Raw genomic sequence first — 22,649 nt, 5'->3', positions numbered from 1 at the left:
ACTTGGGGAGGGTTGTGTGCCCGATCTGGGAAGAAACCCTCCCCAACCCCGGCTCACTAGATCTCCTTGGACGGTTGGATGATCAGGTGCGGGAGGTTTACGTTTCGGGGGCGGCTGACGACGTACGCGATGAGGTCGGCTACCTCGCTGACCGGGACCGCGGGGAGGGTGCTGCGGAGGTCGTCCACCATCGACTGCAGCTCGGCGGGGAAGCTGTCCGCGAGTTCGGTGCCGTCGATCATCCCGGGCTCCAGGTCGGTGACGCGGATCCCCTCGCCGGCCAGTTCGGCACGCAGCGTTCGCGTGAGGTGGCTGACGGCTGCCTTCGAGGCGCCGTACGCCGCCATGCCGGGATTGACGCGCTCACCGGCCAGGGACGACACGTTGATCAGGTCAGTCGTCCGGGTCGCCGCCGATCGGCGCAGGGCCGGGAGGAACGCGTGCGTGACGTTGATGACGCCGGTCAGATTGACGTCGACGGTACTGCGCCACGCGTCTACCGGGCCGTCCGCGAACGGGACCACGTGCATGACCCCCGCGTTGTTAATCAGCAGGTCGAGATCGCCGTAGCGGTCCTGTACGAGAGCGGCGGCCTCGGTGACGGACTGCTCCGAGGTGACATCGGCCGGGACGACGAGCGCCGTACCGCCGGCCTCGGCGATCTGGGCGGCGACTTTCTCGAGGCGGTCGCGGCGTCGGGCAAGCAACGCGACGGACGCGCCGTCGGCTGCGAGACGAGTGGCGATGGCGGCGCCGATTCCGCTGGCGGCGCCGGTGACGAGTGCGATGCGTGAAGTGCTCATGGCTCCACGCTCCGCCGGAGGGCGCTCGCTCAGAAGATCCGCTTCCACCGTAGGTCTGGCAGTACCACCCAGTGGGCTGGGCCGTGTGGGGATACTGGTGCGGTGAGCGCGCGACCGCAACTGGGACAGTTCCTGCAGACCCGACGGGCTCGGGTGCGGCCCGAGGATGTCGGTCTGCGCTCCGGCCGGGAGCGGCGCGTTTCCGGTCTGCGCCGGGAGGAGGTCGCGCTGCTCGCGAACGTCAGCGTCGACTACTACATCCGCCTGGAGCAGGGCCGCGCCGGCAACCCGTCGACCACAGTGCTGACCGCCGTCGCGGACGCGCTCCGGCTGGATCAGGCCGAGCGTGATCATCTGCGGCGGCTGGCCTGCTCGGCGCCACCCGCAGTACCACCGAAGACGGCCGTACGCCCGCAGCTGAAGGCAATGATCGACGCGATGCACGACCTCCCGGCGATCGTCGTGGACCGCCTGAGCAACGTCCTCACGTGGAACTCCGCCGCCCTCGAGGTCGTCGCGGACTTCGAGGGCTCAGCCCATCGGAATCTGGCGCGTCTGTACTTCCTGGACCCCGGAGCCCGCGAGTACTACGCCGACTGGGAGACGGTGGCAGAAGACGCGGTCGCGCTGCTCAGGAAGGCTTCGGCCGAGTACGCCGACGACACCGAACTGGCGGCCCTGGTCGACGAACTCCGCACCGCCAGCCCCGAGTTCGAACGCTTCTGGACCTCCCAGGATGTCCAGAGCCGCTCCCACTGCCCGAAGATCCTGAACCACCCGGTCGCCGGGCAACTCACCTTCTCGCTGGAATCACTCCAGCTACCCGGCGACGACGGGCAGTTCGTCATCACGTACACGCCGTCCGACGACACCACGAAGGCGCGCCTCGCGACCGTACTGGACCGCGACTATTCGCCGTTGAGGGAGTCGTAGAAGGAGAAGCAGATGGTCGAGGCTTCGAGGTAGAACTGAGGCGGGGTCCTGGCGACAGCCTGGACCCCGCTCTCACAACTCCGAATAGGCGGCGACGAGGGTGGCGGCGTCGTGTTCCCAGTTGAGTTCTGCCGCGGCCGAGCGGACTCCGTCGGTGTACGTCGTGTAGTTGTCGATCACCGTGCGGACCGCCGTCGCCAACGAGTGCGCGTTGCCGGGCTCGTAAAGGCCGCCGAGCTTGTACTGCGTGACGACTGCCCGCAGCTCGGGCAGGTCGGCCGCGACGACCGGGACACCGGCCCGGACCGCGTGGAAGAGTTTGTTCGGCAGCGCGAGGCGGTGGTTCTCGCAGGTGTTGGTCAGGGTGACGAGCGAGATGCCGTACGAGCGCAATGTGTCGTCGACCTCGTCGATGGACCGTTCCGCGACGGTCTCCACCGGCCCCAGATCCAAGCGATAGTTGGGATCCACCGATCCCATCAGCACCGTCCGGAACGGCGCCAGCTCACGAGCCGCGGCAACCACAGTCGGCAGATCACGCCCAGCTCCGACGCGTCCGGCGTACAGCAGGCCCTCAGGCTGCGAAGGTGCCGGCGGTACGTCGTCCGCACGCGGGAACGTGTTCCGTACGACGCGCACATCGGTCAACCCACGTGACCGCAGCCGCGCCGCGATCCCGTCCGACACCGTGAAGACGACCCGGGCCTTCGACGCCAGCGCCACCTCGTACCGCCGCCCACGCGCTCGCCACAACGGCGTCGGCCGTCCCGGCAGGGCCCGATCGAACCACAGCTCGTGGCTGTCATACACAAGCGAGGCCGACCACAAGGCGGCGTATTCGGCAGCGAGTTCCAACGTGTTGAAGTCGTGCGCATGCACAACATCGACCGGACCTGCCTCGGCCACTCGCGGGGCCGCGGCGATCCGCCACTGCTTCTCGGTGCGGTTCCGGTGCTCGGGCAGCAACAGCCACCGCCCGAACCGCTTCGCCAGCACCTTGGGCCCGGAATGCCCGTGCCCGACCGTCAGCCCGCCGTTCCCGGCCCGCAGACCGGAAGAGCGGGAGACCGACTCCACCGTGATCCCAGGCCCCACCTCGAAGCCTTCAGGGACGTCCCGGCCGATCACGTGCAGCGTGTGACCGGCCGCGGCGAGCGCCGTCGCCTCCCGCAGGATCCGCGAGTCCCCGGCGATCGGGGACTGCGCAATCATCAGAATCCGCACTTACTCGCTCTCGTCCTCGGACACCAGTTCGTTGTTGAGGAACGGCAGCAGTTCCGCGACCGACTTCCGCCCGTCGTGCAGGTCACGCACGAACGACGGTCCCGCGTCGGCGATCTTGCGGGCCGTGTCACGCTCGGCGACCAGCCGCTCGATCACTTCCGCCAGGTCGTCCGGGTTCGCCTCGGCGATCGGCAGGTCGGTCGGCAGCAGGTCCCGGACCGGGTCCGCGATGTGCCCGACGGTGACCCGGCCGGCCGCCATCGCCTCGCAGGCGAACACGCCGTACGAACCGAGCAGCAGTTGGTCGACCACGATGTCGGCGCTCTTCACCATCTCGGCGAGCTCCGCGTGCGGCACGCCCTGGACCCGGTTGTACTTGATCAGGCCGCGTGCATCCAGGTCCGTCAGCACGGGGTCGACGTACGCGGAACCCTTCAAGGCGGAGGCCGACGGCGCGTGCAGCACCACCGGGACCTCCCGCTCGAGCACCGGCTGCGTCGACACGAAGCTGTCGACGTCGACCGCGAGCGGCAGCCAGATGCCGTTGTCGACGAACTCCAGCAGGTCCGGCGTGGTGACGAACACCGGTCCCTTGTAGCCCTCGAGGTGGTGGCGCATCAGGTTGTTCGCGGCCTGCAGACGCACCGTCAGCTCGTCGTCCGGGTTGCGGAACGGCGAGTACCGGTACCGCTCGCGGTGCTGCGCGGGGTCGCGGATCTCAGACCCGTGGAACACCAGACCGTGCTTGATCCCGGCCTGGTCGAGCATCGGTACGTCGGTCGTCCACATCTGCCCGCGCTGCTGACCGAACATCGGCCGGCCCGCCTCGAACAGCACGTGGGTGACCTCACGCAACGCGTACGCCGTCAGCTCCAGCTGCCAGCGCAGATCGGACCGGTACTGGCGGTACGTGCCAGTGCGGTGCACGCGGAAGTCGAACGCGCCGCTGCCCGTCGTGAGCGACTCCGCCTTGACGTCCGGCACCTCACGCTCGAGCGCAGTCGCCCACAACCACGCCTGACCGGCGCTGTTGACCGGCCCCAGCAGCAGGTGCCGCCCGGTCTTGCGCGCCTTGCCGCCCGGCCGCGTGACGTCGAGCTGCTGCCCGGTCAGCTCGCTGTACAGCTCACGGAGCTTGGTCGCCTGCCCGGCCCAGGACACCTCTTGCTGGTACGCCGGATCCGCAACCCGCTCGCGGTAGCTGTCCAGGTCACCGAGGACCGTGCGGACCTTCGACGCCAGGTCATGCGCGTCGGCCGCGGTGAACACCTCGCCGATCTTGGTGCGATCGACGAACTCCTTCATGCTCGGCATGTCGCTGACCACCACCGGCAGCCCCGCGAAGGCGTACTCGAACAGCTTGTTCGGCAGCGCCATCTCGTGGCTCGGGTAGCGCAGGATCGGGATCAGCCCGATGTCGGCGGTCCGCAGGAACGCGACCACCTCGTCCGGCTTCACCGGGTCCAGGCAGTGCAGGCGGTCCTGCACCTCCAACTGCACGGCCTGCGCCTGCAGCTCACGGACAGCGTCCGTCGCCACGCCAGGCACACACACGACGGCCAGGTGCGCGTCCGGCAGATCCACCAGCGCCTGTACGGCGGTGTGGATCCCACGCGCTCGCGTCACCCCACCGCTGTAGACGAGCAGCGGTACGTCGGATGCCAGGCCGATCCGGCTGCGAATGTCGGACACCTCGACCGACACGTCAGCAGGGTTCGGCGTGTTCATCACCACGGTCGGCTCGTGCCGCAGGTTGTGCTCGCGCTGCAACCGGGTCGCGATAGCCGGGCTGACGGTGATCACCCGGTCCGCGTCGCCGATGTACTCACGCTCGTGGTTGGCCCAGGCCGCGATCGAACGTCGGGTACGGGCGCCGTACTGCGAGAGCCCGGCGACATACTCGTGCGCGTCGTACACGACCTTCAGCGTGCGGCCGCGCAGCTTGGCGCGACCGGCGGCGCGGGTCGCGACCCCGATCACGTGCATGTCGTGGGCGTGCACCACGTCCGGCTCGAGGCGGTCGATCAGGTCGCCGAACGCGATCTCGAGGTCCAGTGCCTCTGGGTGCAGCTTGCGCCACGGCGCCGGCCAGGGCAGCCGGTGCAGGACCCCGTCGTACGCCCGCCAGCCGAACTTGAACGGTCCGTCCGCCTTGTTGCCGACGCCCTTGCGGACCCAGGCGGCGCGCTCGGCGGCCTGCCAGCGCGCCCGCCGGAGCAGCCGGGTGGCGACGCCTGCCTTGAACTTGACCGGATTCCCCTGGCCCGCCTTGGCGCGCGCGATCGCGTGCCCGGAGTCCGCCTTGAGCTCCTTGAGCTCGGCCGCGATCCGCTGACTGCGCGCCACATAGGTTGCTCGGTACCGGTACCCCACCAACGGCGGCCGCCAGTTGCGGCGCGCCGTGCGGCTTCGTTTCCGTTCCTCACGCAGTGTGAAAGGCACTGCCACCCGGACGATCAGCGCTCCGTCGAGCATCTCCCTCGACGGCAGACCGCTGGCCGAGACCCCGAGCACAGTCACCTCTGCTCCGGTCTCGGCCAGTGCTGCGGCCTCCTTGCGGACCCGGCTGTCGTTGGTGACGTCGTTGGCGACCATCATCACGACCCGCAGGTCGGCATGTGTCACTGGCTGACCGACCTTCCGATCACAATCCGACGCACGCCCGCCCACTTGGCCGGGTCGGTGCGGTCGCGACCGTCGACGAGCACCTTCACGCCCGGCAGGTCGGCCGGGCTCAGCTGCGCGTACTCCGCGTGGTCCGCCTGCAGCACCGCCGCGTCCACCGGCGCGCCCAGCGTGTACGGCGTGAAGCCGAGACCCTGGAGCTCCTCGGCGGTGTACAGCGGGTCGTGCACGGACACCTCGGCGCCGCGCGCCTTCAACGCCTCCACGGCCGGGAACACCCCGGAGAACGCGGTCTCCTTGACGCCACCGCGGTACGACGCGCCGAGCACGACGACCTTGGCGCCCTTGAGGTCACCGAAGGCGCCCTCGAGCAGACCGATCGTGTAGTCGGGCATACCGGCGTTCGCCTCGCGGGCGGCCCGGACGACGGTGGCGTCCGGGTCCGTGTACAGGTACAGCCGCGGGTAGACCGGGATGCAGTGGCCGCCGACCGCGATACCCGGCCGGTGGATGTGGCTGTACGGCTGCGAGTTCGACGCCTCGATGACGGCGTGGACGTCGATGCCGTTCTGGCCGGCGAACCGGGCGAACTGGTTCGCCAGGCCGATGTTCACGTCGCGGTAGGTGGTCTCGGCCAGCTTCGCCAGCTCGGCCGCCTCCGCGGAGCCCAGGTCCCAGACGCCGTTCGGGCGGTCCAGGTCCGGGCGCTCGTCGAAGTCCAGGACGGCCTCGTAGAACGCGGTGGCGCGCTTCGCGCCCTCCTCGGACAGGCCGCCGACCAGCTTCGGGTACTTGCGCAGGTCCGCGAAGACCCGGCCGGTGAGCACCCGCTCCGGCGAGAACACCAGGTGGAAGTCGGTGCCCTCGGTCAGGCCGGAGATCTCCTCGAGCATCGGCTTCCACCGGTTCCGGGTGGTGCCGACCGGGAGCGTGGTCTCGTAGCTGACCAGCGTGCCGGGCGTCAGGTGCTCGGCCAGGGAACGGGTCGCGTTCTCCATCCAGCCGAACTCGGGCTGACCGGTCTGCTCGTCCACGAACAGCGGCACGACCACGACGACCGCGTCGCTGTTCGGGATCGCGTCCGCGTAGTCCGTGGTCGCCCGCAGGCGGCCGTCGGCCACGGTCTCGCTGAGCAGCTCCTGCAGGTGGGCCTCACCCGGGAACGGCTCCTGGCCGGCGTTCACCAGCTCGACGAACTTCTCGTTGATGTCGACGCCGACGACCTGATGGCCCTTGGCCGCGAACTGGACGGCCAACGGCAGTCCGATCTTGCCTAAGGCAACAACACTGACACGCACAGGAACTCCACTAGGTAGTGATTCTTCATCGGGGGCCTCGGAGCTTCCGTTCCAGCGGGTGCTCGACGAACTTGTAGAGCAGCCACGAGGCGAAGATCGAGATGACCAGGACACCGGCGTACCAGGTCAGGTTGGACCAGCCGATCGGGCCGGCGACACCGTGGTACTCCTTGATCGCGTACAGGATCGTGGCGTGCACCAGGTAGAAGGCGTACGACCACTGGCCCAGCGCCACCATCGGCTTGCTGCGCAGCACGGACCGGCCGCCGCGGGTGTCGCGGGCGGCGACCGCGAGGATCAGGAAGCCGTACAGGAAGGTGAGGACCTCCTTCTGGCACAGGCCCATCGTCACCGCGCCGGGGACCTCGGTCGGGTGCGAGCCGGAGTACCAGAGCAGGTACAGCCCGCCGCCGGTGACCAGGAACGCGAACCACACCGGGATCCGCGGCTTCCAGCCGGACCGCAGCGAGATCGCCAGGCCGACACCGAACAGGAACGCCACCGAGTGCAGCACCGGCTGCGGCAGCACCGGTACGTCGGCCTTGTAGTGGAACAGCGCCAGGCGGTACGCCCCGCCGAGCACGAGCACCGAGACGCACAGGATCAGGCCGCCGGCCGTCTTCAGCCGCTGCGTAGCCCGCCAGACGAACGGGAAGTACGCGTAGAAGAACGCCTCGACCGACAGCGTCCAGCCCGCCGGGTTACCGCCGTACAGGATGGTCGCGTTGTTCGACCAGCCCTGCACCAGGAACGCCGACGCCAGCAGCACGCCGTACGAGACCGGCTTGATCCACGACATCCCGGCCGGCGGCTCGAACCGGTAGAAGACGAAGATCGCCGCGATCAGCGTGAGGAAGTACAGCGGGAAGATCCGCGCGAACCGGCGCCGGTAGAACGTCCGGATCTTCGTCCCCGGCTGCGCCGACCAGGTCAGCACGAAACCGGACAGCACGAAGAAGAACGTGACGCCGGAGGTGCCGTACTTCAGGAAGTCGTAGACCGGCAGCGGCGCCAGGTTCGTCATGTGGTGGCAGAACACGAAGAAGGCCGCCCACCAGCGCAAACCGGTGAGCGACTCGACTCGTGGCAACCTCCCGCCGGGACGCGGTGGGACCGCGTCGGCAGGGGTCGTACTGATTGGCGCGCCGGGAGGTTGGGTCGCGACAGCGGCCGACCCCGGGGCTTCCTGGGTCGGCGTCGTCTGGTTCTCTTCGGCGGCCTTCGTCATGTAGTTACTCCGCGAGAGTGGAAACGACACGCTCTGCAGCGTGGCCGTCGCCGTACGGCATCGGGCGGTCCCCCGTGGGCGTCGGCCGGGCAGCCAACTCGGGAAGCTTACTCACGTCGGATGTCAACACGTTCCATCCGTCGTCCAGCGTCTCGACCCACTCGGTCTCGGTGCGCAGCGTGGTGCACACCCGGCCGAGCAGGAAGGCCTCCTTCTGGAGACCGCCGGAGTCGGTCACGACGCCGGCCGAACCGAGGACGGCCGCGACCATCTCCGGGTACGCCAGCGGCTCCCGGACGTGCAGCGAACCGTCCGGACGCTCCAGCTTGATGCCGTGCTCCGCGCACTTCGCGACGAGCCGCGGGTGGGCCAGCAGCAGGACCGGCGTACCGGCCGCGCCGAGACCGTCGACGATCGCGGCCAGCCGCTCCGGGTCGTCGGTGTTCTCGGCCCGGTGGATGGTCGACACGACGTACTCACCGCGCTTGAACGGCAGGTCGAGGTCGTTGTCCTTGACCGCGTCGCGGACCCGGAAGCACACGTCGGTCATCACGTCGCCGACCAGCCGCGACCTGTCCTTCAGACCCTCGTTCGCCAGGTGGTCCATCGCCACCTGGGTCGGGGCCAGCAGCAGGTCCGCCGCGTGGTCCGTGAGCACCCGGTTGTGCTCCTCCGGCATCAGCCGGTTGAACGAACGCAGCCCGGCCTCGAGGTGCGCCACCGGCAGGTGCATCTTCACCGCGGACAGCGTGCCGGCGAGTGTCGAGTTCGTGTCGCCGTACACCAGCACCCAGTCCGGCTTGTGCTCGTCCAGTACGGCGTCCATCGCGGCCAGCATCGCGCCGGTCTGGACACCGTGGCTGCCGGACCCGACGCCCAGGTGGACGTCCGGGGCCGGGATCCGCAGGTCGGCGAAGAACACGTCGGACATGTTCTTGTCGTAGTGCTGCCCGGTGTGCACGATCACGTGCTGGTGCTCGGTAGCGGCAAAAGCCTCCGCCACCGGCGCCAGCTTCACGAACTGCGGGCGCGCCCCGACAACGCTCAGAACCTTCATGGTTACTGGGACTCCCCGGCGACCTTGACAGTTCGGTCCTCGGCAGCCGACTGCAGAACGGCTTCCGCGACCTTCACGGTCTGCAGACCCTGCTGCAGCGTGACGATGTCCGCCTCCTTGCCGAGCACCGCGTCGCGGAACGCCTCGTGCTCGGTGCGCAGCGGCTCCGGCTTGCTGATCGCGTAGCGGATCATGTCGCCCTCGCTGACACCGCGGAAGTGCGCGACGTCGTCCCACGCGGTGGCGACCGTGCCGTTGGAGTGGAAGGTCAGGTCGGCCAGCAGGGTGTCGGCGATGAACGCGCCCTTCTCGCCCGTGACGACGGTGAGCCGCTCCTTCATCGGGGACAGCCAGTTGACCAGGTGGCTGGTGACGGTGCCGTCGGCCAGCTTGCCGGTCACCGCGATCAGGTCCTCGAACTGCCGGCCCGACTTGTGCGCGCTCTGCGCGGACACCGAGACGAACGGCGACTGGGTCACCCAGGCCGTCAGGTCGATGTCGTGGGTGGCCAGGTCGAGCACCACGCCGACGTCGGCGATCCGGGACGGGAACGGGCCCTGACGGCGGGTGGTGATCTGGTAGATGTCGCCCAGCTCGCCGGCCTCCAGCCGCACCCGCAGCGCCTGCAGCGCCGGGTTGTACCGCTCGATGTGGCCGACCGCGCCGACCAGACCGGCCGCCTCGAACGCCTTCGCGATCTCGGTCGCCTCGGCCGAGGAGCCGGCCAGCGGCTTCTCGATCATCGCGTGCACGCCGGCCTCGGCCAGCGCCTTCGCGATCTCGGCGTGGTACTGCGTCGGCACCGCGACCATGCAGTAGTCGAGCCTCTCGCCGATCAGCTGCTCGATGTTCTCGTGCACCGGACGACCGCCGGCGACACCGAACTTGTCACCACCCGGGTCGGCGACCGCGACCAGGTCGACGCCCTCGAGGGACGCCAGGACCCGGGCGTGGTGCCGGCCCATCATGCCCAGGCCGATCAGGCCCGCACGCAGGTTCGCCATCTCACGCACCCGCCTTCGCCACGGTGTTCACCGCGGCCACGATCCGGTTCAGGTCTTCCTCGGACAGCGAGGGGTGGACCGGCAGCGAGAGCACCTCGGCCGCGGCCTTCTCGGTCTCCGGCAGGTCCAGCTCACGCTGGAACGACGGGAGCCGGTGGTTCGGGATCGGGTAGTACACGCCGCAGCCGACGCCGTACTCGGTCCGCAGCGCGTTCGCGAAACCGTCACGGTCCTCGGTCACGCGGATCGTGTACTGGTGGTACACGTGGGTCGCCTCGTCGGCGACCGCCGGAACGGCGACACCCTGCAGGTTCGCGTCCAGGAAGGCCGCGTTCTCCTGCCGCTGCTTGGTCCAGCCGCCGACCTTGGTCAGCTGCACACGGCCGATGGCGGCGTGCAGGTCGGTCATCCGGTTGTTCAGGCCGACGACCTCGTTCTCGTACTGCTTGAGCATGCCCTGGTTGCGGAACAGCCGCATCCGGCGCTCAAGGTCGGCGTTCGCGACCGAGTTCATGCCGCCCTCACCGGACGTCATGTTCTTGGTCGGGTAGAGGCTGAACATCGCGAACTCACCGAACGTACCGACCGGGGCGCCGTTCCAGGTGGCGCCGTGGGCCTGCGCGGCGTCCTCGTAGATCTGGATGCCGTGCTTGTCGGCGATCGCCTGCAGCGCGGTGATGTTGGCCGGGTGACCGAACAGGTGCACCGGCATGACGGCCTTGGTCTTCTCGGTGATCGCGGCCTCGACCGCGGCCGGGTCCAGGCAGAAGTACGTCGGCTCGATGTCGACGAACACCGGGGTGGCACCGGTCAGCGCGACGCTGTTCGCGGTCGCGGCGAAGGTGAAGGACGGGACGATGACCTCGTCACCCGGTCCGACGCCCGCGGCCAGCAGGCCGAGGTGGAGACCCGACGTGCCCGAGTTCGTCGCGACGCACGCCCGGCCGGAGACCAGCGCTGCGCCGAACTCCTGCTCGAACGCCGCCACCTCAGGACCCTGGGCGAGCATGCCGGACTGCATGACACGGTCGACAGCCTCGCGCTCCTCCTTCCCGATGATCGGCTTCGCGGCCGGAATCGGCTGCACCATCAGTTCTCCTCCATTGCTTCACCGGCCGGCCGCAGCCGTCCGTCGGTTTCGATGTACATCTCGCCCGTGTTCGGGCACTTCCACTCGCCGTCCCCGACGGAGAGCAGCGGAACCCCGGCCTTGCCGACCCACTTGAGCCGGCGCGCCGGGACCCCCGCGACCAGCGCGAAGTCTGGCACGTCCTTGGTCACCACCGCACCCGCGGCGACGGTCGCCCAGCGGCCAATGGTGACCGGGGCCACGCACACGCTGCGCGCACCGAGCGAGCAGCCTTCCTTCATCGTCACCCCGACCGGTTCCCAGTCGTGCCCGCTCTTCGGCGTACCGTCCGGGTTCACCGCGCGCGGGAAGTAGTCGTTGGTGAGCACCACCGCCGGGCCGATGAACACGCCGTCCTCGAGGGACGCGGGCTCGTACACCAGGGCGTAGTTCTGGATCTTGCAGTTGTCGCCCATCCGGACCCCGGTCCCGACGTAGGCACCGCGGCCGACGATGCAGTTCTTGCCGAGGACCGCGTTCTCGCGGATCTGGGCCAGGTGCCAGACCGACGACCCGTCGCCGATCTGGGCGCTGTCGTCGACGTCGGCGGATGGCGCGATGCGGGACGTCACAGGGTCTCCTTCGAAATGAGCCAGTTTCTCAGTACTTCGGCCGAGCGGCGTCCGTCGTGCAGCTCCGCCACGAAACCGGGGCCGGCGGCCGCCCGCTCGGCGGCGGCGTCACGATCCGCGATCAGGCCCGCGACGACATCACCCAGGGTGTCGGGATCCGCCTCCACGATCGGCACCTCTCGCCCGGCCAGACTACGCACCTGGTGGCGCACCGCGTCACCGACGTACGAAACCACGATCCGCCCGGCAGCGAGCGCTTCGGCGGCTGCCACGCCGTACAGACCGATCCGGAGTTGGTCGACAACGATGTCGGCATCGCCGATGACGCTTGCCATCTGCTCGTGCGGTACGCCGGTGATCCGCCGGTACTCGACCACGCCGCGCTCGTGCAGCCCGGTCAGCACCGCGTCGATCTCCTCGGTGCCCTTGAGTTTCGCGTTCGACGGGACGTGCGCGACGACAGGCTTCTCGCCGGAGAACAGCGGCCGCGCGGCCTGCTGCCACGGCACCGGGTCGATCGCGACCGGCAGCCACTGGGCGTTCGGTACGTCGTCCAGCAGGTCGACCGTGGACACGAAAACCGGGAGCTGCAGCGACTCGACCAGCTCGGCGTGCCGGCGGGCCTGCGGCTCGAGGCGGTCGGTCAGCTCGTCACCAGGGGTGAACGGCGACCAGCGCTCGCGCTTCGCGTGCCGGCTGGGCAGGCGGATGTCGGAGCCGTGGAAGAGCAGACTCACGTTGATGCCCTTCGCGAGCATCGTCTCGATGTCGGCGGAGGCGTCCGACAAGCCGCGGGCGCCGAAGATCGGGCGCAGCGACTCGACCATCACATGCGTGTAGTTCTCGACGACGTACTGCTGCTGGGCGCGCTGCCAGCGCGGCTGGCCGAACCACGCCAGCGGTACGCCGTAGTCGTCGGCGAACTGGAACTGGCCCTTGCGGTGCAAGGAGAAGGCGACGGCGTCGACGTCGGGCAGGGTCTTGGCGGCCTGTGCCCAGGCATGCCCCTGACCGGCGGAGTTGGTCGGTCCGACCAGCATCCGCACCGGCGTCGTCGCTGCCGGCGGGAACGCCGGCAGCTGCGCGTACGAGTACCGCAAGCCCCGCAGGCGCCGCCGGACCGCTCCTGCGGTCCGGGCCAACGGCGCAGGCAGGTGCTCGCGGATCGTCATCGTCGCTGTGTCACCCATTACGTAGAAGGGGCCTTCATCATGTCGAGTTCCCGGCGGGCCGCCGGCAGACCGAGCACGACCGGGGTGCTGGCCTTCCGCTGACCGAGGTTCCAGCCGGCCCAGATGGCGCCGGCGTCGAGCGCGATCACGACGTCGGCCTGGTCGATGGTCTCCAGTACGTCGCGACGGCTGAGCACCCGCTCCCAGTACGTCTTGCCGAGATCGCTGGTCGCCCGCTGGCCGCGCAGGAACTTCACCGGCGCCGACGTCTTGATTGCCTTAGGCAACATCCGGCCGGCCACCTTCTTCGCCTTCCGGGCGCGCCACTCGACCGCCTTCACGACCCGCTTGGCCCCCGTCGGACGCGGCTTCGCAGCGGCAGGCGGAGGAGGCGGAGTGGAGGCAGCGGCCGCAACCTGCGCCGCCGCCGGGGCGACCTTCGCCTCGTCCTCGACGACAGTTTCCGGATCGGCGACGGCCTCCGGCGCGATGACCGCGTCCGGTGCCTCGTCCGTCGGCTCCGTGGCCGGGTCCGGCTCGGGCTCCACGACCGGCGCGGCCGGCATACGGCCCGGGCCGATCAGCGTGAAGCTGTTGACCTTGTCGGCCACCCAGGCGGACGGCGCCACCCAACCGACGACGTCGATGGTGATGTTCTGGTCGCCGAGATCCTCACGGACCTGGTCGAAGTACGTCGGCGGCAGCTTGCGCGTCGACAGCAGTACGACGTTGCTCATGCCGCGATCCCCTTCACGCTCGCGGCCAGCGACTCGATCCGCGGATCCAGCTGCAGGTCCCGCCGGTACGACGCACCGAACTCGCGCGCCTTCGCCCGGATCCCCTCGTCCGCGGTGCGGGCCGCGTGCGCCGCCTCGATCAGCGCGGCCGCGATCGCCTCCGGCGTCACGTCCGCGACCGGGAACCACAACGGATGCCCACGCAGTACGTCGGACGCCGCGTTCTCCGGGTCGTGCACCGACACGATCGGCAACCCGGTGGCGAGGTACTCGAACACCTTGCCGCTCGTCACGTACCGGCCCTTGCCCAGCATCAGCAGCTGCGCGTCGAACTCGTCGTACGCCTTGGCGATCTCCGCCTTGCCGACCGGGCCCTCGTAGCTGACCCCGTCCTCGGTGGCGGCGTTGATCGTCGCGAGCATGTCCGCCCGCGGCTGCGCGTAGTACCCGAGGTAGCCGTAGATCTTCGCCTTCGCGCCGGCGAGCTCCTCGGACTGCTCCTTGGCGAGCTGCCAGCCCTTGACGAAGTCCGCGAGCGGCACCTTCGGCGATACCGTCCCGACGTACCCGAAGACCAGCGGCCGGTCGGTGACCGCGCCCCGGTCCTGCGTGTCCGGCACCAGGTCGGGGTCGAAGCCGTTGGCGACGGTGTGCATCTTGCTCGCCTGGGCCGGGTAGAGCTTCTCGTGCCAGTCCTTGATCGGGTCGTTCACGAACCAGACCTCGCGAGCGGACTCGACGAGCTTCTTCTCCCACTTGGCGGCGCGGCTGTTCGGCTCGTGCAGCCGGTCACCGGTGAACACGTCCAGCAGCCACGCGTCGCGGTAGTCCATGACGTACGGCACCTGGAACTTCTTGTGCAGGTGGTACGCCGCGGTGAACGCGACGTGCGGGTTGGCGGTGGCGACCGTCAGGTCGACCTTGTTCGCCTGGTGGATGCGCTCGGCGGCCTTCTCGATCACCGAACGCCACGGCCCGTAGCCGCTCTCCGGGAACGGGATCTGGTCCTGCTTCGTGCGCCACTTGGCCCAGAGCTTCGGGTTCGACGCCCGGCGCTTGGACCAGCGGCGCAGGTCGGCTTCGAGAATCGGCCACTCGAACGGAACCCGGACGACATCGACGGACGGGTCGACCCGCTCCTCGAGGGTCAGGTCCGCGCCGGTGAACCGGAAGAACGTGTCGCGGTCGGCCGTCAGCACGGTCACCTTCCAGCCGAGGGCGGCGAACCGGTTGGCCGTGGCCAGGGCCCGGTAGACACCGCCGCCACGGCAGGGCGGGAAGCCCCAGGCGACGTACAACAGGTGTGGGCGGTCGGTCATGCAGTTCCTCTTAAAAGATTGAGAATCGCGTCGGCCAGATCGTCGTACGGCGTGTTCGCGGGCAGATGGTCCGCCGCCCACTGCAGCGCGTGGTCGCGCAGCTTCTCCAGCTCACCGGGGTCCGCGGACCAGCGCCGCAGGATCTCGGACGCCTCCGCCACCGAGTCCACCAGGACTCCGCCACCGGACTCCTCGATCACCTTCGTCTGCCGGGGCAGGCGAGTGGAGAGCACGGGAAGACCGCTGGCGAGGTACTCGTAGATCTTGGACGGCATCGCTTCCACGAACGCCGGGGTCGGCTGCAGCATGGCCAGGCTCGCCCAAGCTCCCTTGGTGAGCTGCCACGCGTCCGCCGGTGGCTGGCGCCCGTGCAGCCGGACCCGACCGCTCAGGTCGGGCCGGGCGACCCGGGCCTCCAGCTCGTCCCGGTCCGACGGTGCGACCGGGCCGATCAGGTCGAGAGACCAGTCCGGCGCCGCGGCGACGGTCTCGACCATGTCGAACAGGCCACGGCTCCTGCGCAGGTCCCCGACGTACACGGCACGCGGTGCGCCGGTCGGCGGAGACGGGGCCAGGAAGCCGCGGTTGGGAAGGTTCTGCACCACGATGCGGTGCTTCGCCTGGTGCGGTGCGAGGTGCGAGTCGGCGACCACGGTGAGGTCGGCGCCCGCGGCCAGCTTCGACCCGGCGCGCACGATCAGCCGGGCCGGCAGACCCGCCGGACCCTGCGCCCACGCGCGATCGGCGAGCAGCCGCTCGTAGTCCTCGTGCACATCGACCACGAACTTGCGTCGCCGCAGCGTGGTGACGAGCCGCGTGACCGGGATCATGTCCGGGTCGACCGTCATGACCACCTTGGCGTTGGTCCGCCACGGCAGCACGGCGGTGCGAGCCAGCCGCTGCACCAGGTTGCCGCGCGGACCGGCGTGCACCACCGCACCCGCCGGCCCACCGTCGGCGTCGCCGAGGCCCCACAGCTCGACCGACAGATCACGATGCTGCAGGGCAGCGGTGATCTTGTGCAGGCGCGCATCGGCGACGTCGTGGCCGGTCGTGATGATCCCCACGTCCGGCGCGGTGCTGCGTGACATTGGTCAGAGGTCCTCGAGTGAGACAGCTTCTGCTTCGCCGACCTGCAGGAACTTCGTGTAGGCCTGGATGACCTCGTTCGGCTCGCCGCGCATCATCAGCTTGCCCTTGTGCAACCAGATGCAGTCGTTGCACAGCTCGCGGACGCTGCTCATCGCGTGGCTGACCAGGAACATCGTTCGGCTGTTGGTGACCAGCTCCGACATCTTGGCCGCGGCCTTGGTCTTGAACGACGCGTCACCGGCGGACAGTGCCTCGTCGATCAGCAGGATGTCCGGGTCCATGTGCACCGCGACGGAGAACGCCAGCCGGCTGAACATACCGGAGGAGTACGTCCGCATCGGCATCTCCATGAAGTCACCGAGCTCGGCGAACTCCGCGATCTCCTCGTACCGGGCCTCGATCTCCTTGCGGCTCAGACCCGCCGCGAGTCCACCGAGGACCACGTTCTCCTTGCCGGACAGGGCGGCGTTGAAGCCGACGCCCAGCGACAGCAGGGTGGAGACCCGGCCGTGCACCTCGATCCGGCCCGTGGTCGGCGGCAGGATGCCGGCGACCGCGCGCATCAGCGTCGACTTGCCGGCGCCGTTCGCGCCGATGATGCCGATCGTGGTCCCGTGGTTGACGTCGAACGAGACGTTCTGGACGGCCTTGACCTCGCGGACCGCCCGCTCGCCGCGACCGAAACGCACCAGGGCGCTCTTGAAGGTCGGCACCCGCTCGAACGTGGTCCGGTAGGTGATGGACACGTCCTGCACCTTGACGGCCGGAATGTCCGAAGGGCTCTTCTGCATCGGCTTCTTCTCAGTGTCAGAGACGGACAACGAACTCACGCTCCCTCGACATGAAGAACAGCGAGCCGATCACGAAGGCGACCACCGCCCAGAACCCACCGCCGGCCCACATCTGCCACTTCGGGATGTCGCCACGCACCAGCAGGTCCGCCCAGCCGCCGATCAGCGGGTAGAGCGGGTTGTACTGGATGAAGCCCTTGAACTTGGCCGGAGCCTGCTCGGCGAACCACAGCACCGGCGACAGGTACAGCCAGATCCGCACGAAGTACGGCAGGAAGCTGGTCGTGTCGCGGAAGTACACCTGCAGGGCGGCGAAGATCATGCCCATGCCGGCGGCGAACACCGTCAGCATGATCAGGAACGCCGGGGCCAGCAGCATCGCCCAGTGCAGGGGCTGCCGCATCGCCAGGTGGATGACCAGATAGACGACCAAGGTCGGCAGGAAGCGGAAGAACGCGGTCCGCACCGCCGACAGCGGCAGCAACATCCGCGGGAACGACTGGTTCATCAGCAGCTTGCCGCCGCCGACGACGCTGGCCGCGCCCGCTGTCATGGCACCGGAGAAGTAGTAAAAGGCGAAGAGGCCGCCGCACATGTGCGCGAACCGCTCGCCGGCGTCGATCTTGGAACTCCCACCGGCGATGATGTCGACCAGTAGGTAGTAGACCGCTGCCAGCAGCAGTGGGTTCAGCACCAGCCACACCTGGCCGAAGAAGGTGTTCGTGTTCGCGGCCCGGATGTTGGTCCGGGACATCTCCGCTGCGAACTCCCGCCGCTGCCACAGCGCCTTGAAGTACGGGCGCAGTGCCGGCAGACCGACCTTGTGTGGTTCGTACACGTGCACCGACGGGTTGAACTCCTCGTCGACGCTAGTCGCGTTCATTCAGGCGATGCCTCTCTCTGCCGGAAAGTTGGATCCACGATGGCCGATCACCTGGGTTTCGGCGGTAGCCGCCCGGGGTACGGCGACGTGCCACGCAGACCGGGAAGCAGAGTAGCGGATCGGCACGGACGCCGACGACACAGCGGTCCTCCTTAGTGAGCAACGACGTACGGACGGCTACCAAACGTCGTACCCCGCTGCATCCACAACACCTGCGTCGTCCTTCGCCGATCGTTATCCGGAATATACATTTGACAGCCTGGGACGACCAAAACGCCTTCCAGCCAAGTCAAATCGCGGTCAATTCACGATGTACGACGCTACTGCGCCGTGCGAAGTTGACGTGACGTGTCACACCGGCCGCGTGACCAGAGAGGTCAGCGGGCACGGGTGGTGTGGGCGGGACCCCAGGAAGTGCGTCCTGGCCGGGGCGTGCCGGGCGGCGGACGTGACACGCAACATCACATCCGCGCTCCCCATGGACAGCCTCACCATCCACGGAGCACCCTTCAGCACCCCCTGGGGTTCCACCGTCGATCCGGGAGCACGTCCGCACTGGGCGGTGGCGGACAGCCGCGCCGGATCGGGCAGCACGATGACCAGGGCGGCGGTCATCGCACCCTCAATCCGTCCCCAGAGCGGCTGCGGACGCCGGCAGGTGCGCGCAGCAGGTGTGGGGACGGACCGGAGACCGCAGGAGGACAACGCCCGCCGGGAACCCTGCGAGGACCCGCGGACGCTGGGGACGGCGGCACCGGTACGGTCGGCGGCACAGGGCGGAACCGGTCGCATCGGGCACTCCTCCTCATCGGCCTCACGATTGGAGATGCCACATTTTGTACACCCTCCGGCACAGCCAGTGATGGCACGGAAGTGCGAGGGCACCGATGCGCCGGGATCGAGACCCAACCGAAACAGGCTCCGCTGACGAGACAGCCAACTCAGGCCAGAATTGGAACAGCAGCCCGGCGGCGCTCAGGTGGTCCGTCGCCGGGCTGCTGGACCTCAATTCTCGCTCACGACTGCGCGGAAATGGTGGCCAGATGGTGACACGGCACAATAATGCTGACAGGACAACAAATCTCGCTGCGTGCATTTGGGTCGACACGTTCAGTGCCGACGGCTCTGGATTGCCCCGCCTAGGCTGGAGGGGCGGTAGCGGACGGTGACAGCGGTCGGGAGGGAGGGGAGCGTTGTGAGCACAACGGACACGGAGCGTGTCGGCCATTTGAAGGTGCTCGGGCTCAACGACGACGAGATCAAGGTCTACCAGCACCTGCTGCGGACCGGTCCGTCGTCGATCACCGAACTGGGCGAGGCGGTCCCCGACCGGGAGCGCTCGATCGACGCCACCCTGGGGGGCCTGGTGCAGGCCGGCTTGGCGCGGCGATCCGGGTCGGACCACTCGCGCTACCTGCCGGTGCCGCCGGACGCGGGCCTGGAGGCGATGACGCTGCGCCGCGAGTCCGAGCTCAAGCAGGCCCGGATCGAGGTCCTGAACGCGTACGACGAGTTCCGCCGGACCGTGCACAACGAGTCGACCACGCACCTGATCGAGGTCGTCACCGGGAGCGCGATCGTCGAGCGGATCCACCAGATCAAGAGCGGCGTACAGCGCGAGATCCTGGCCATCGACTCCCCGCCGTACTACATCGGCGGACCGAACCAGGAGGAGATCGACCAGCTCCGCCGCGGCGTCTCCTACCGGGTCGTGTACTCGCCGGAGTCGGTCGAGGTGCCCGGGTACCTGACCGAGAACATCCTCCCCTGTGTGGAGGCCGGTGAGCAGGCGCGGGTGTTACCCGACGTACCGGCGAAGCTGACGATCATCGACGGCGCGATCGCGTTCGTGTCGATGTCCGCGCGCGACACCGACGTGAACCGGTCGCTGCTGATCATCCGGCCGAGCAGCCTGCTGTCCGCGCTGATCGGGATGTTCGAGCTGTGCTGGCGCAACGCGCTGCCGCTGCACGCGTCGGTGGGTGCCGAGGACGACCGCCTGGAGCCGATCGAGCGCCGCCTGCTGGCCCTGCTGGCGACCGGCGCCGCGGACGACACCATTGCCCGCACGCTCGGCATCAGCCGCCGGACCTTCTTCCGCTACCTGGAACGCCTGATGAACCGCACAGGCGCCAGCACCCGCTTCCAACTAGCCCTCCACGCAGCCCGAGAAAACTGGCTGTAGCGCACGCAGCCCCCGCCACGGCCCTCGCACCCCGCGTAGGGCATTTGGCTCGTGTTCAGGCCTTGGCCCTCTCACCCCACCCCCGTGTAGGGCATCGGGCTTGTGTTCAGGCCTTGGCGGGGGTGAACTCCTTGGCGACGACCTCGGCGATCTGGGCGGTGTTCAGCGCGGCGCCCTTGCGGAGGTTGTCGCCGCAGACGAACAGCTCCAGCGCGTTCGGATCGTCGAGCGACTTCCGGATCCGCCCCACCCACGTCGGGTCGGTGCCGACCACGTCAGCCGGCGTCGGGAACTCCCCCTCGGCCGGGTTGTCGAAGAGCAGCACGCCGGGAGCATCCCGCAGTACCTCACGAGCGCCGTCGGCGTCGACCTCCTGGACGAACCGGGCGTGCACCGACAGCGAGTGCGTGGTGACGACCGGGACCCGCACACAGGTCGCGGACACCTTGAGGTCCGGCAGCCCGAGGATCTTGCGGGACTCGTTGCGGACCTTCAGCTCCTCCGACGACCAGCCGTCGTCCTTGAGCGAGCCGGCCCACGGTACGACGTTCAGCGCCAACGGGGCCGGGAACGGCCCGAGATCGTTGCCGACCAACCGCCGTACATCACCAGGCGTGCTGCCCAGCTCGCGGTTCCCGGCCACCTTGGTCAACTGGTCGTACAGCGTGTCGATCCCGGACTGCCCGGCACCCGACGCGGCCTGGTACGACGCCACCACCAGCTGCTCGAGCTCGTAGCGGTGATGCAGCGCGCCCATCGCGACGATCATCGACAGCGTCGTGCAGTTCGGGTTGGAGATGATGCCCTTCGGCCGGTTCCGGGCCGCCTCGGCGTTCACCTCCGGGACCACCAGCGGCACGTCCGGGTCCATCCGGAACGCGCCGGAGTTGTCCACCACGACGGCGCCCTTGGCGGCCGCGATCGGCGCCCAGTGCGCCGACACCTCGTCCGGTACGTCGAACATCGCCACGTCGATGCCGTCGAAGGCGGCGTCGCTGATCGCGACCACCTCGACCTCCTCGCCGCGGACCTTGAGCCGCTTGCCCGCGGAGCGCTCGGAGGCGATCAGCCGGATCTCTCCCCAGACGTTCTGCCTGGTCGAGAGCAAGGTCAGCATCACCGACCCGACGGCGCCGGTCGCACCGACCACCGCCAGGGAGGGCAGACCCGCCCGGTCCTCGATCGTGTTCTCCACAGCGCTCACAGGGGTCACCGTCCCGTTCCTCCGTACACGACAGCCTGGGTGTGCTCGTCGTCCAGGTCGAATGCGGTGTGCGCCGCGGTCACGGCGGCGTCCACCAGGTTCTCGTCCACGACCACCGAGATCCGGATCTCCGAGGTGGAGATCATCTCGATGTTCACGCCGGCGTCGGCGAGCGCGGAGAAGAACTTCGCGGAAACGCCCGGGTGCGAGCGCATTCCGACTCCGACGACGGAGACCTTTCCGATCTGGTCGTCGTACAGCAACTGCTCGTAGCCGACCTCGTCCTTCATCCGCGCCAGCGCGGACATCGCCCGGGCGCCGTCGGCGCGGGGCAGCGTGAACGAGATGTCGGTGCGGTTCGTGGCGACCGCCGACACGTTCTGCACGATCATGTCGATGTTGGTGTCGGCACCGGCGACCGTCTCGAAGATCCGGGCCGCCTCACCCGGCTTGTCGGGCACGCCGACCACGGTGATCTTGGCTTCGCCGCGGTCCTGCACGACGCCGGAGATGATCGCCTGTTCCATCTGATCCAGTTCCTTCGCATCGACGACCCAGGTGCCTTCCTTCTGCGAGAAGGAGGAACGCACGTGGACGGGGACGTTGTAACGCCGCGCGTACTCGACGCAGCGCAGGTGCAGCACCTTGGCGCCGCAGGCAGCCATCTCGAGCATCTCCTCGTAGGAGATCTTCGGGATCTGCTGGGCGGCCGGCACGATCCGCGGGTCCGCGGTGAAGATGCCGTCCACGTCGGTGTAGATCTCGCAGTAGTCGGCCTCCAGCGCGGCGGCGAGCGCGACCGCGGTGGTGTCGGAGGCGCCGCGGCCCATGGTGGTGATGTCCTTGGTGTCCTGGGCGACGCCCTGGAAACCGGCCACGATCGCGATGTGGCCCTCGCCCAGCGCGTCCTCGATCCGGCCCGGTGTGATGTCGATGATGCGCGCGTTGCCGTGCGCGGCGGTCGTGATCACGCCGGCCTGCGAGCCGGTGAAGCTCCGGGCCTCGTACCCCAGGTTGGCGATCGCCATCGCCAGCAGCGCGGCGGAGATCCGCTCACCGGAGGTGAGCAGCATGTCCAGCTCGCGCGGCGGGGGCAGCGGAGAGACCTGCTGGGCCAGGTCCATCAGTTCGTCGGTGGTGTCGCCCATGGCGGAGATGACCACCACGACGTCGTTCCCGGCCTTCTTTGTCGCGACGATCCGTTGGGCCACGCGCTTGATGCAATCGGCGTCGGCGACCGAAGAACCGCCGTACTTGTGTACGACGCGTCCCACAGTGTTTCTCCTCAAACCACTGGTTGCGGTACGCCGTGCGGCGTTGCACCAGGCGTAGTCTCATCGGTCATTCTAGCCGTGACCTGACCGTTGCCTACCGGCTGACCAGCAACCGGTCA

General features: G+C 68.8%; 20 protein-coding genes. 2 read left to right on the top strand and 18 right to left on the bottom strand.

All coding sequences use genetic code 11. The annotated features are described in order from the left end of the window. Positions 1-56: 56 nt before the first annotated feature. A complete protein-coding gene (locus EV137_RS19545) occupies positions 57-803 on the bottom strand; it encodes an SDR family oxidoreductase (protein WP_134130261.1) in 747 nt (248 codons plus the stop codon). Between the two features lie 102 nt (positions 804-905). On the opposite strand from EV137_RS19545, the gene EV137_RS19540 reads away from it, so the two are divergent. Next, a complete protein-coding gene (locus EV137_RS19540; protein WP_202871047.1) occupies positions 906-1,736 on the top strand; it encodes a helix-turn-helix transcriptional regulator in 831 nt (276 codons plus the stop codon). A gap of 72 nt (positions 1,737-1,808) precedes the next feature. On the opposite strand, the gene EV137_RS19535 is transcribed toward EV137_RS19540, so the two are convergent. From EV137_RS19535 to EV137_RS19465, 15 genes are all read right to left on the bottom strand, one after another. Continuing rightward, positions 1,809-2,948, bottom strand: a complete 1,140-nt coding sequence (locus EV137_RS19535) for a glycosyltransferase (protein WP_134130260.1) — start codon at positions 2,946-2,948, stop codon at positions 1,809-1,811. 12 nt (positions 2,949-2,960) lie between these two features. Beyond that, positions 2,961-5,585, bottom strand: a complete 2,625-nt coding sequence (locus EV137_RS19530) for a glycosyltransferase family 4 protein (protein ID WP_134002344.1) — start codon at positions 5,583-5,585, stop codon at positions 2,961-2,963. Then, entirely contained in the window at positions 5,582-6,883 is a 1,302-nt protein-coding gene (locus EV137_RS19525) for a nucleotide sugar dehydrogenase (RefSeq protein ID WP_134130259.1), read from the bottom strand. The genes EV137_RS19530 and EV137_RS19525 overlap by 4 nt, the downstream gene beginning before the upstream one ends. 25 nt (positions 6,884-6,908) lie before the next feature. After that, the gene (locus tag EV137_RS19520) at positions 6,909-8,111 is read right to left on the bottom strand and encodes an acyltransferase family protein (protein WP_134002340.1); all 1,203 of its coding nucleotides are present in this window, start codon (positions 8,109-8,111) and stop codon (positions 6,909-6,911) included. A 4-nt stretch (positions 8,112-8,115) separates the two neighbouring features. Continuing rightward, positions 8,116-9,168, bottom strand: coding sequence for a non-hydrolyzing UDP-N-acetylglucosamine 2-epimerase (gene wecB, locus EV137_RS19515; RefSeq protein ID WP_133786568.1), 1,053 nt, complete (start codon positions 9,166-9,168; stop codon positions 8,116-8,118). A 2-nt stretch (positions 9,169-9,170) separates the two neighbouring features. Further along, positions 9,171-10,172: a Gfo/Idh/MocA family protein gene (locus EV137_RS19510; protein ID WP_134130258.1), complete on the bottom strand. Its 1,002-nt coding sequence runs from the start codon at positions 10,170-10,172 to the stop codon at positions 9,171-9,173. Position 10,173: 1 nt separating this feature from the next. Beyond that, positions 10,174-11,265, bottom strand: coding sequence for a DegT/DnrJ/EryC1/StrS family aminotransferase (locus EV137_RS19505; protein ID WP_202871113.1), 1,092 nt, complete (start codon positions 11,263-11,265; stop codon positions 10,174-10,176). Then, positions 11,262-11,873: an acyltransferase gene (locus EV137_RS19500; RefSeq protein WP_133786571.1), complete on the bottom strand. Its 612-nt coding sequence runs from the start codon at positions 11,871-11,873 to the stop codon at positions 11,262-11,264. Before EV137_RS19500 ends, EV137_RS19505 begins: the two co-directional genes overlap by 4 nt. Next, the gene (locus EV137_RS19495) at positions 11,870-13,045 is read right to left on the bottom strand and encodes a hypothetical protein (protein ID WP_238175424.1); all 1,176 of its coding nucleotides are present in this window, start codon (positions 13,043-13,045) and stop codon (positions 11,870-11,872) included. The genes EV137_RS19500 and EV137_RS19495 overlap by 4 nt, the downstream gene beginning before the upstream one ends. Positions 13,046-13,062: 17 nt before the next feature. Further along, positions 13,063-13,782: a hypothetical protein gene (locus EV137_RS19490; RefSeq protein WP_134002331.1), complete on the bottom strand. Its 720-nt coding sequence runs from the start codon at positions 13,780-13,782 to the stop codon at positions 13,063-13,065. Next, entirely contained in the window at positions 13,779-15,101 is a 1,323-nt protein-coding gene (locus tag EV137_RS19485) for a glycosyltransferase (protein ID WP_238175423.1), read from the bottom strand. Before EV137_RS19485 ends, EV137_RS19490 begins: the two co-directional genes overlap by 4 nt. Then, complete coding sequence (locus EV137_RS19480; protein WP_134002329.1) at positions 15,098-16,192, bottom strand: glycosyltransferase; 1,095 nt, start codon at positions 16,190-16,192, stop codon at positions 15,098-15,100. The genes EV137_RS19485 and EV137_RS19480 overlap by 4 nt, the downstream gene beginning before the upstream one ends. Before the next feature lie 3 nt (positions 16,193-16,195). Beyond that, positions 16,196-16,984, bottom strand: coding sequence for an ABC transporter ATP-binding protein (locus EV137_RS19475; protein ID WP_134002327.1), 789 nt, complete (start codon positions 16,982-16,984; stop codon positions 16,196-16,198). 16 nt (positions 16,985-17,000) lie between these two features. Further along, a complete protein-coding gene (locus EV137_RS19470; RefSeq protein ID WP_133786576.1) occupies positions 17,001-17,867 on the bottom strand; it encodes an ABC transporter permease in 867 nt (288 codons plus the stop codon). Between the two features lie 351 nt (positions 17,868-18,218). Next, a complete protein-coding gene (locus EV137_RS19465) occupies positions 18,219-18,482 on the bottom strand; it encodes a hypothetical protein (RefSeq protein ID WP_134130255.1) in 264 nt (87 codons plus the stop codon). Positions 18,483-19,062: 580 nt separating this feature from the next. Between EV137_RS19465 and EV137_RS19460 the strand changes: the two genes are divergently transcribed. Further along, positions 19,063-20,052, top strand: a complete 990-nt coding sequence (locus tag EV137_RS19460; RefSeq protein ID WP_130386921.1) for a helix-turn-helix domain-containing protein — start codon at positions 19,063-19,065, stop codon at positions 20,050-20,052. Positions 20,053-20,158: 106 nt separating this feature from the next. Here the strand turns inward: EV137_RS19460 and EV137_RS19455 are convergent, their stop codons facing one another. After that, a complete protein-coding gene (locus EV137_RS19455; protein WP_202871046.1) occupies positions 20,159-21,265 on the bottom strand; it encodes an aspartate-semialdehyde dehydrogenase in 1,107 nt (368 codons plus the stop codon). Beyond that, positions 21,262-22,530: an aspartate kinase gene (locus EV137_RS19450; protein WP_131292797.1), complete on the bottom strand. Its 1,269-nt coding sequence runs from the start codon at positions 22,528-22,530 to the stop codon at positions 21,262-21,264. The genes EV137_RS19455 and EV137_RS19450 overlap by 4 nt, the downstream gene beginning before the upstream one ends. Positions 22,531-22,649 lie beyond the last annotated feature (119 nt).

Origin of the sequence: Kribbella pratensis (assembly GCF_004366075.1) — a bacterium.
Classification (GTDB): Bacteria; Actinomycetota; Actinomycetes; order Propionibacteriales; family Kribbellaceae; genus Kribbella; species Kribbella pratensis.
The sequence above is the reverse complement of the archived record's forward strand: the minus strand, read 5'-3'. Positions and strand labels throughout refer to the sequence as shown.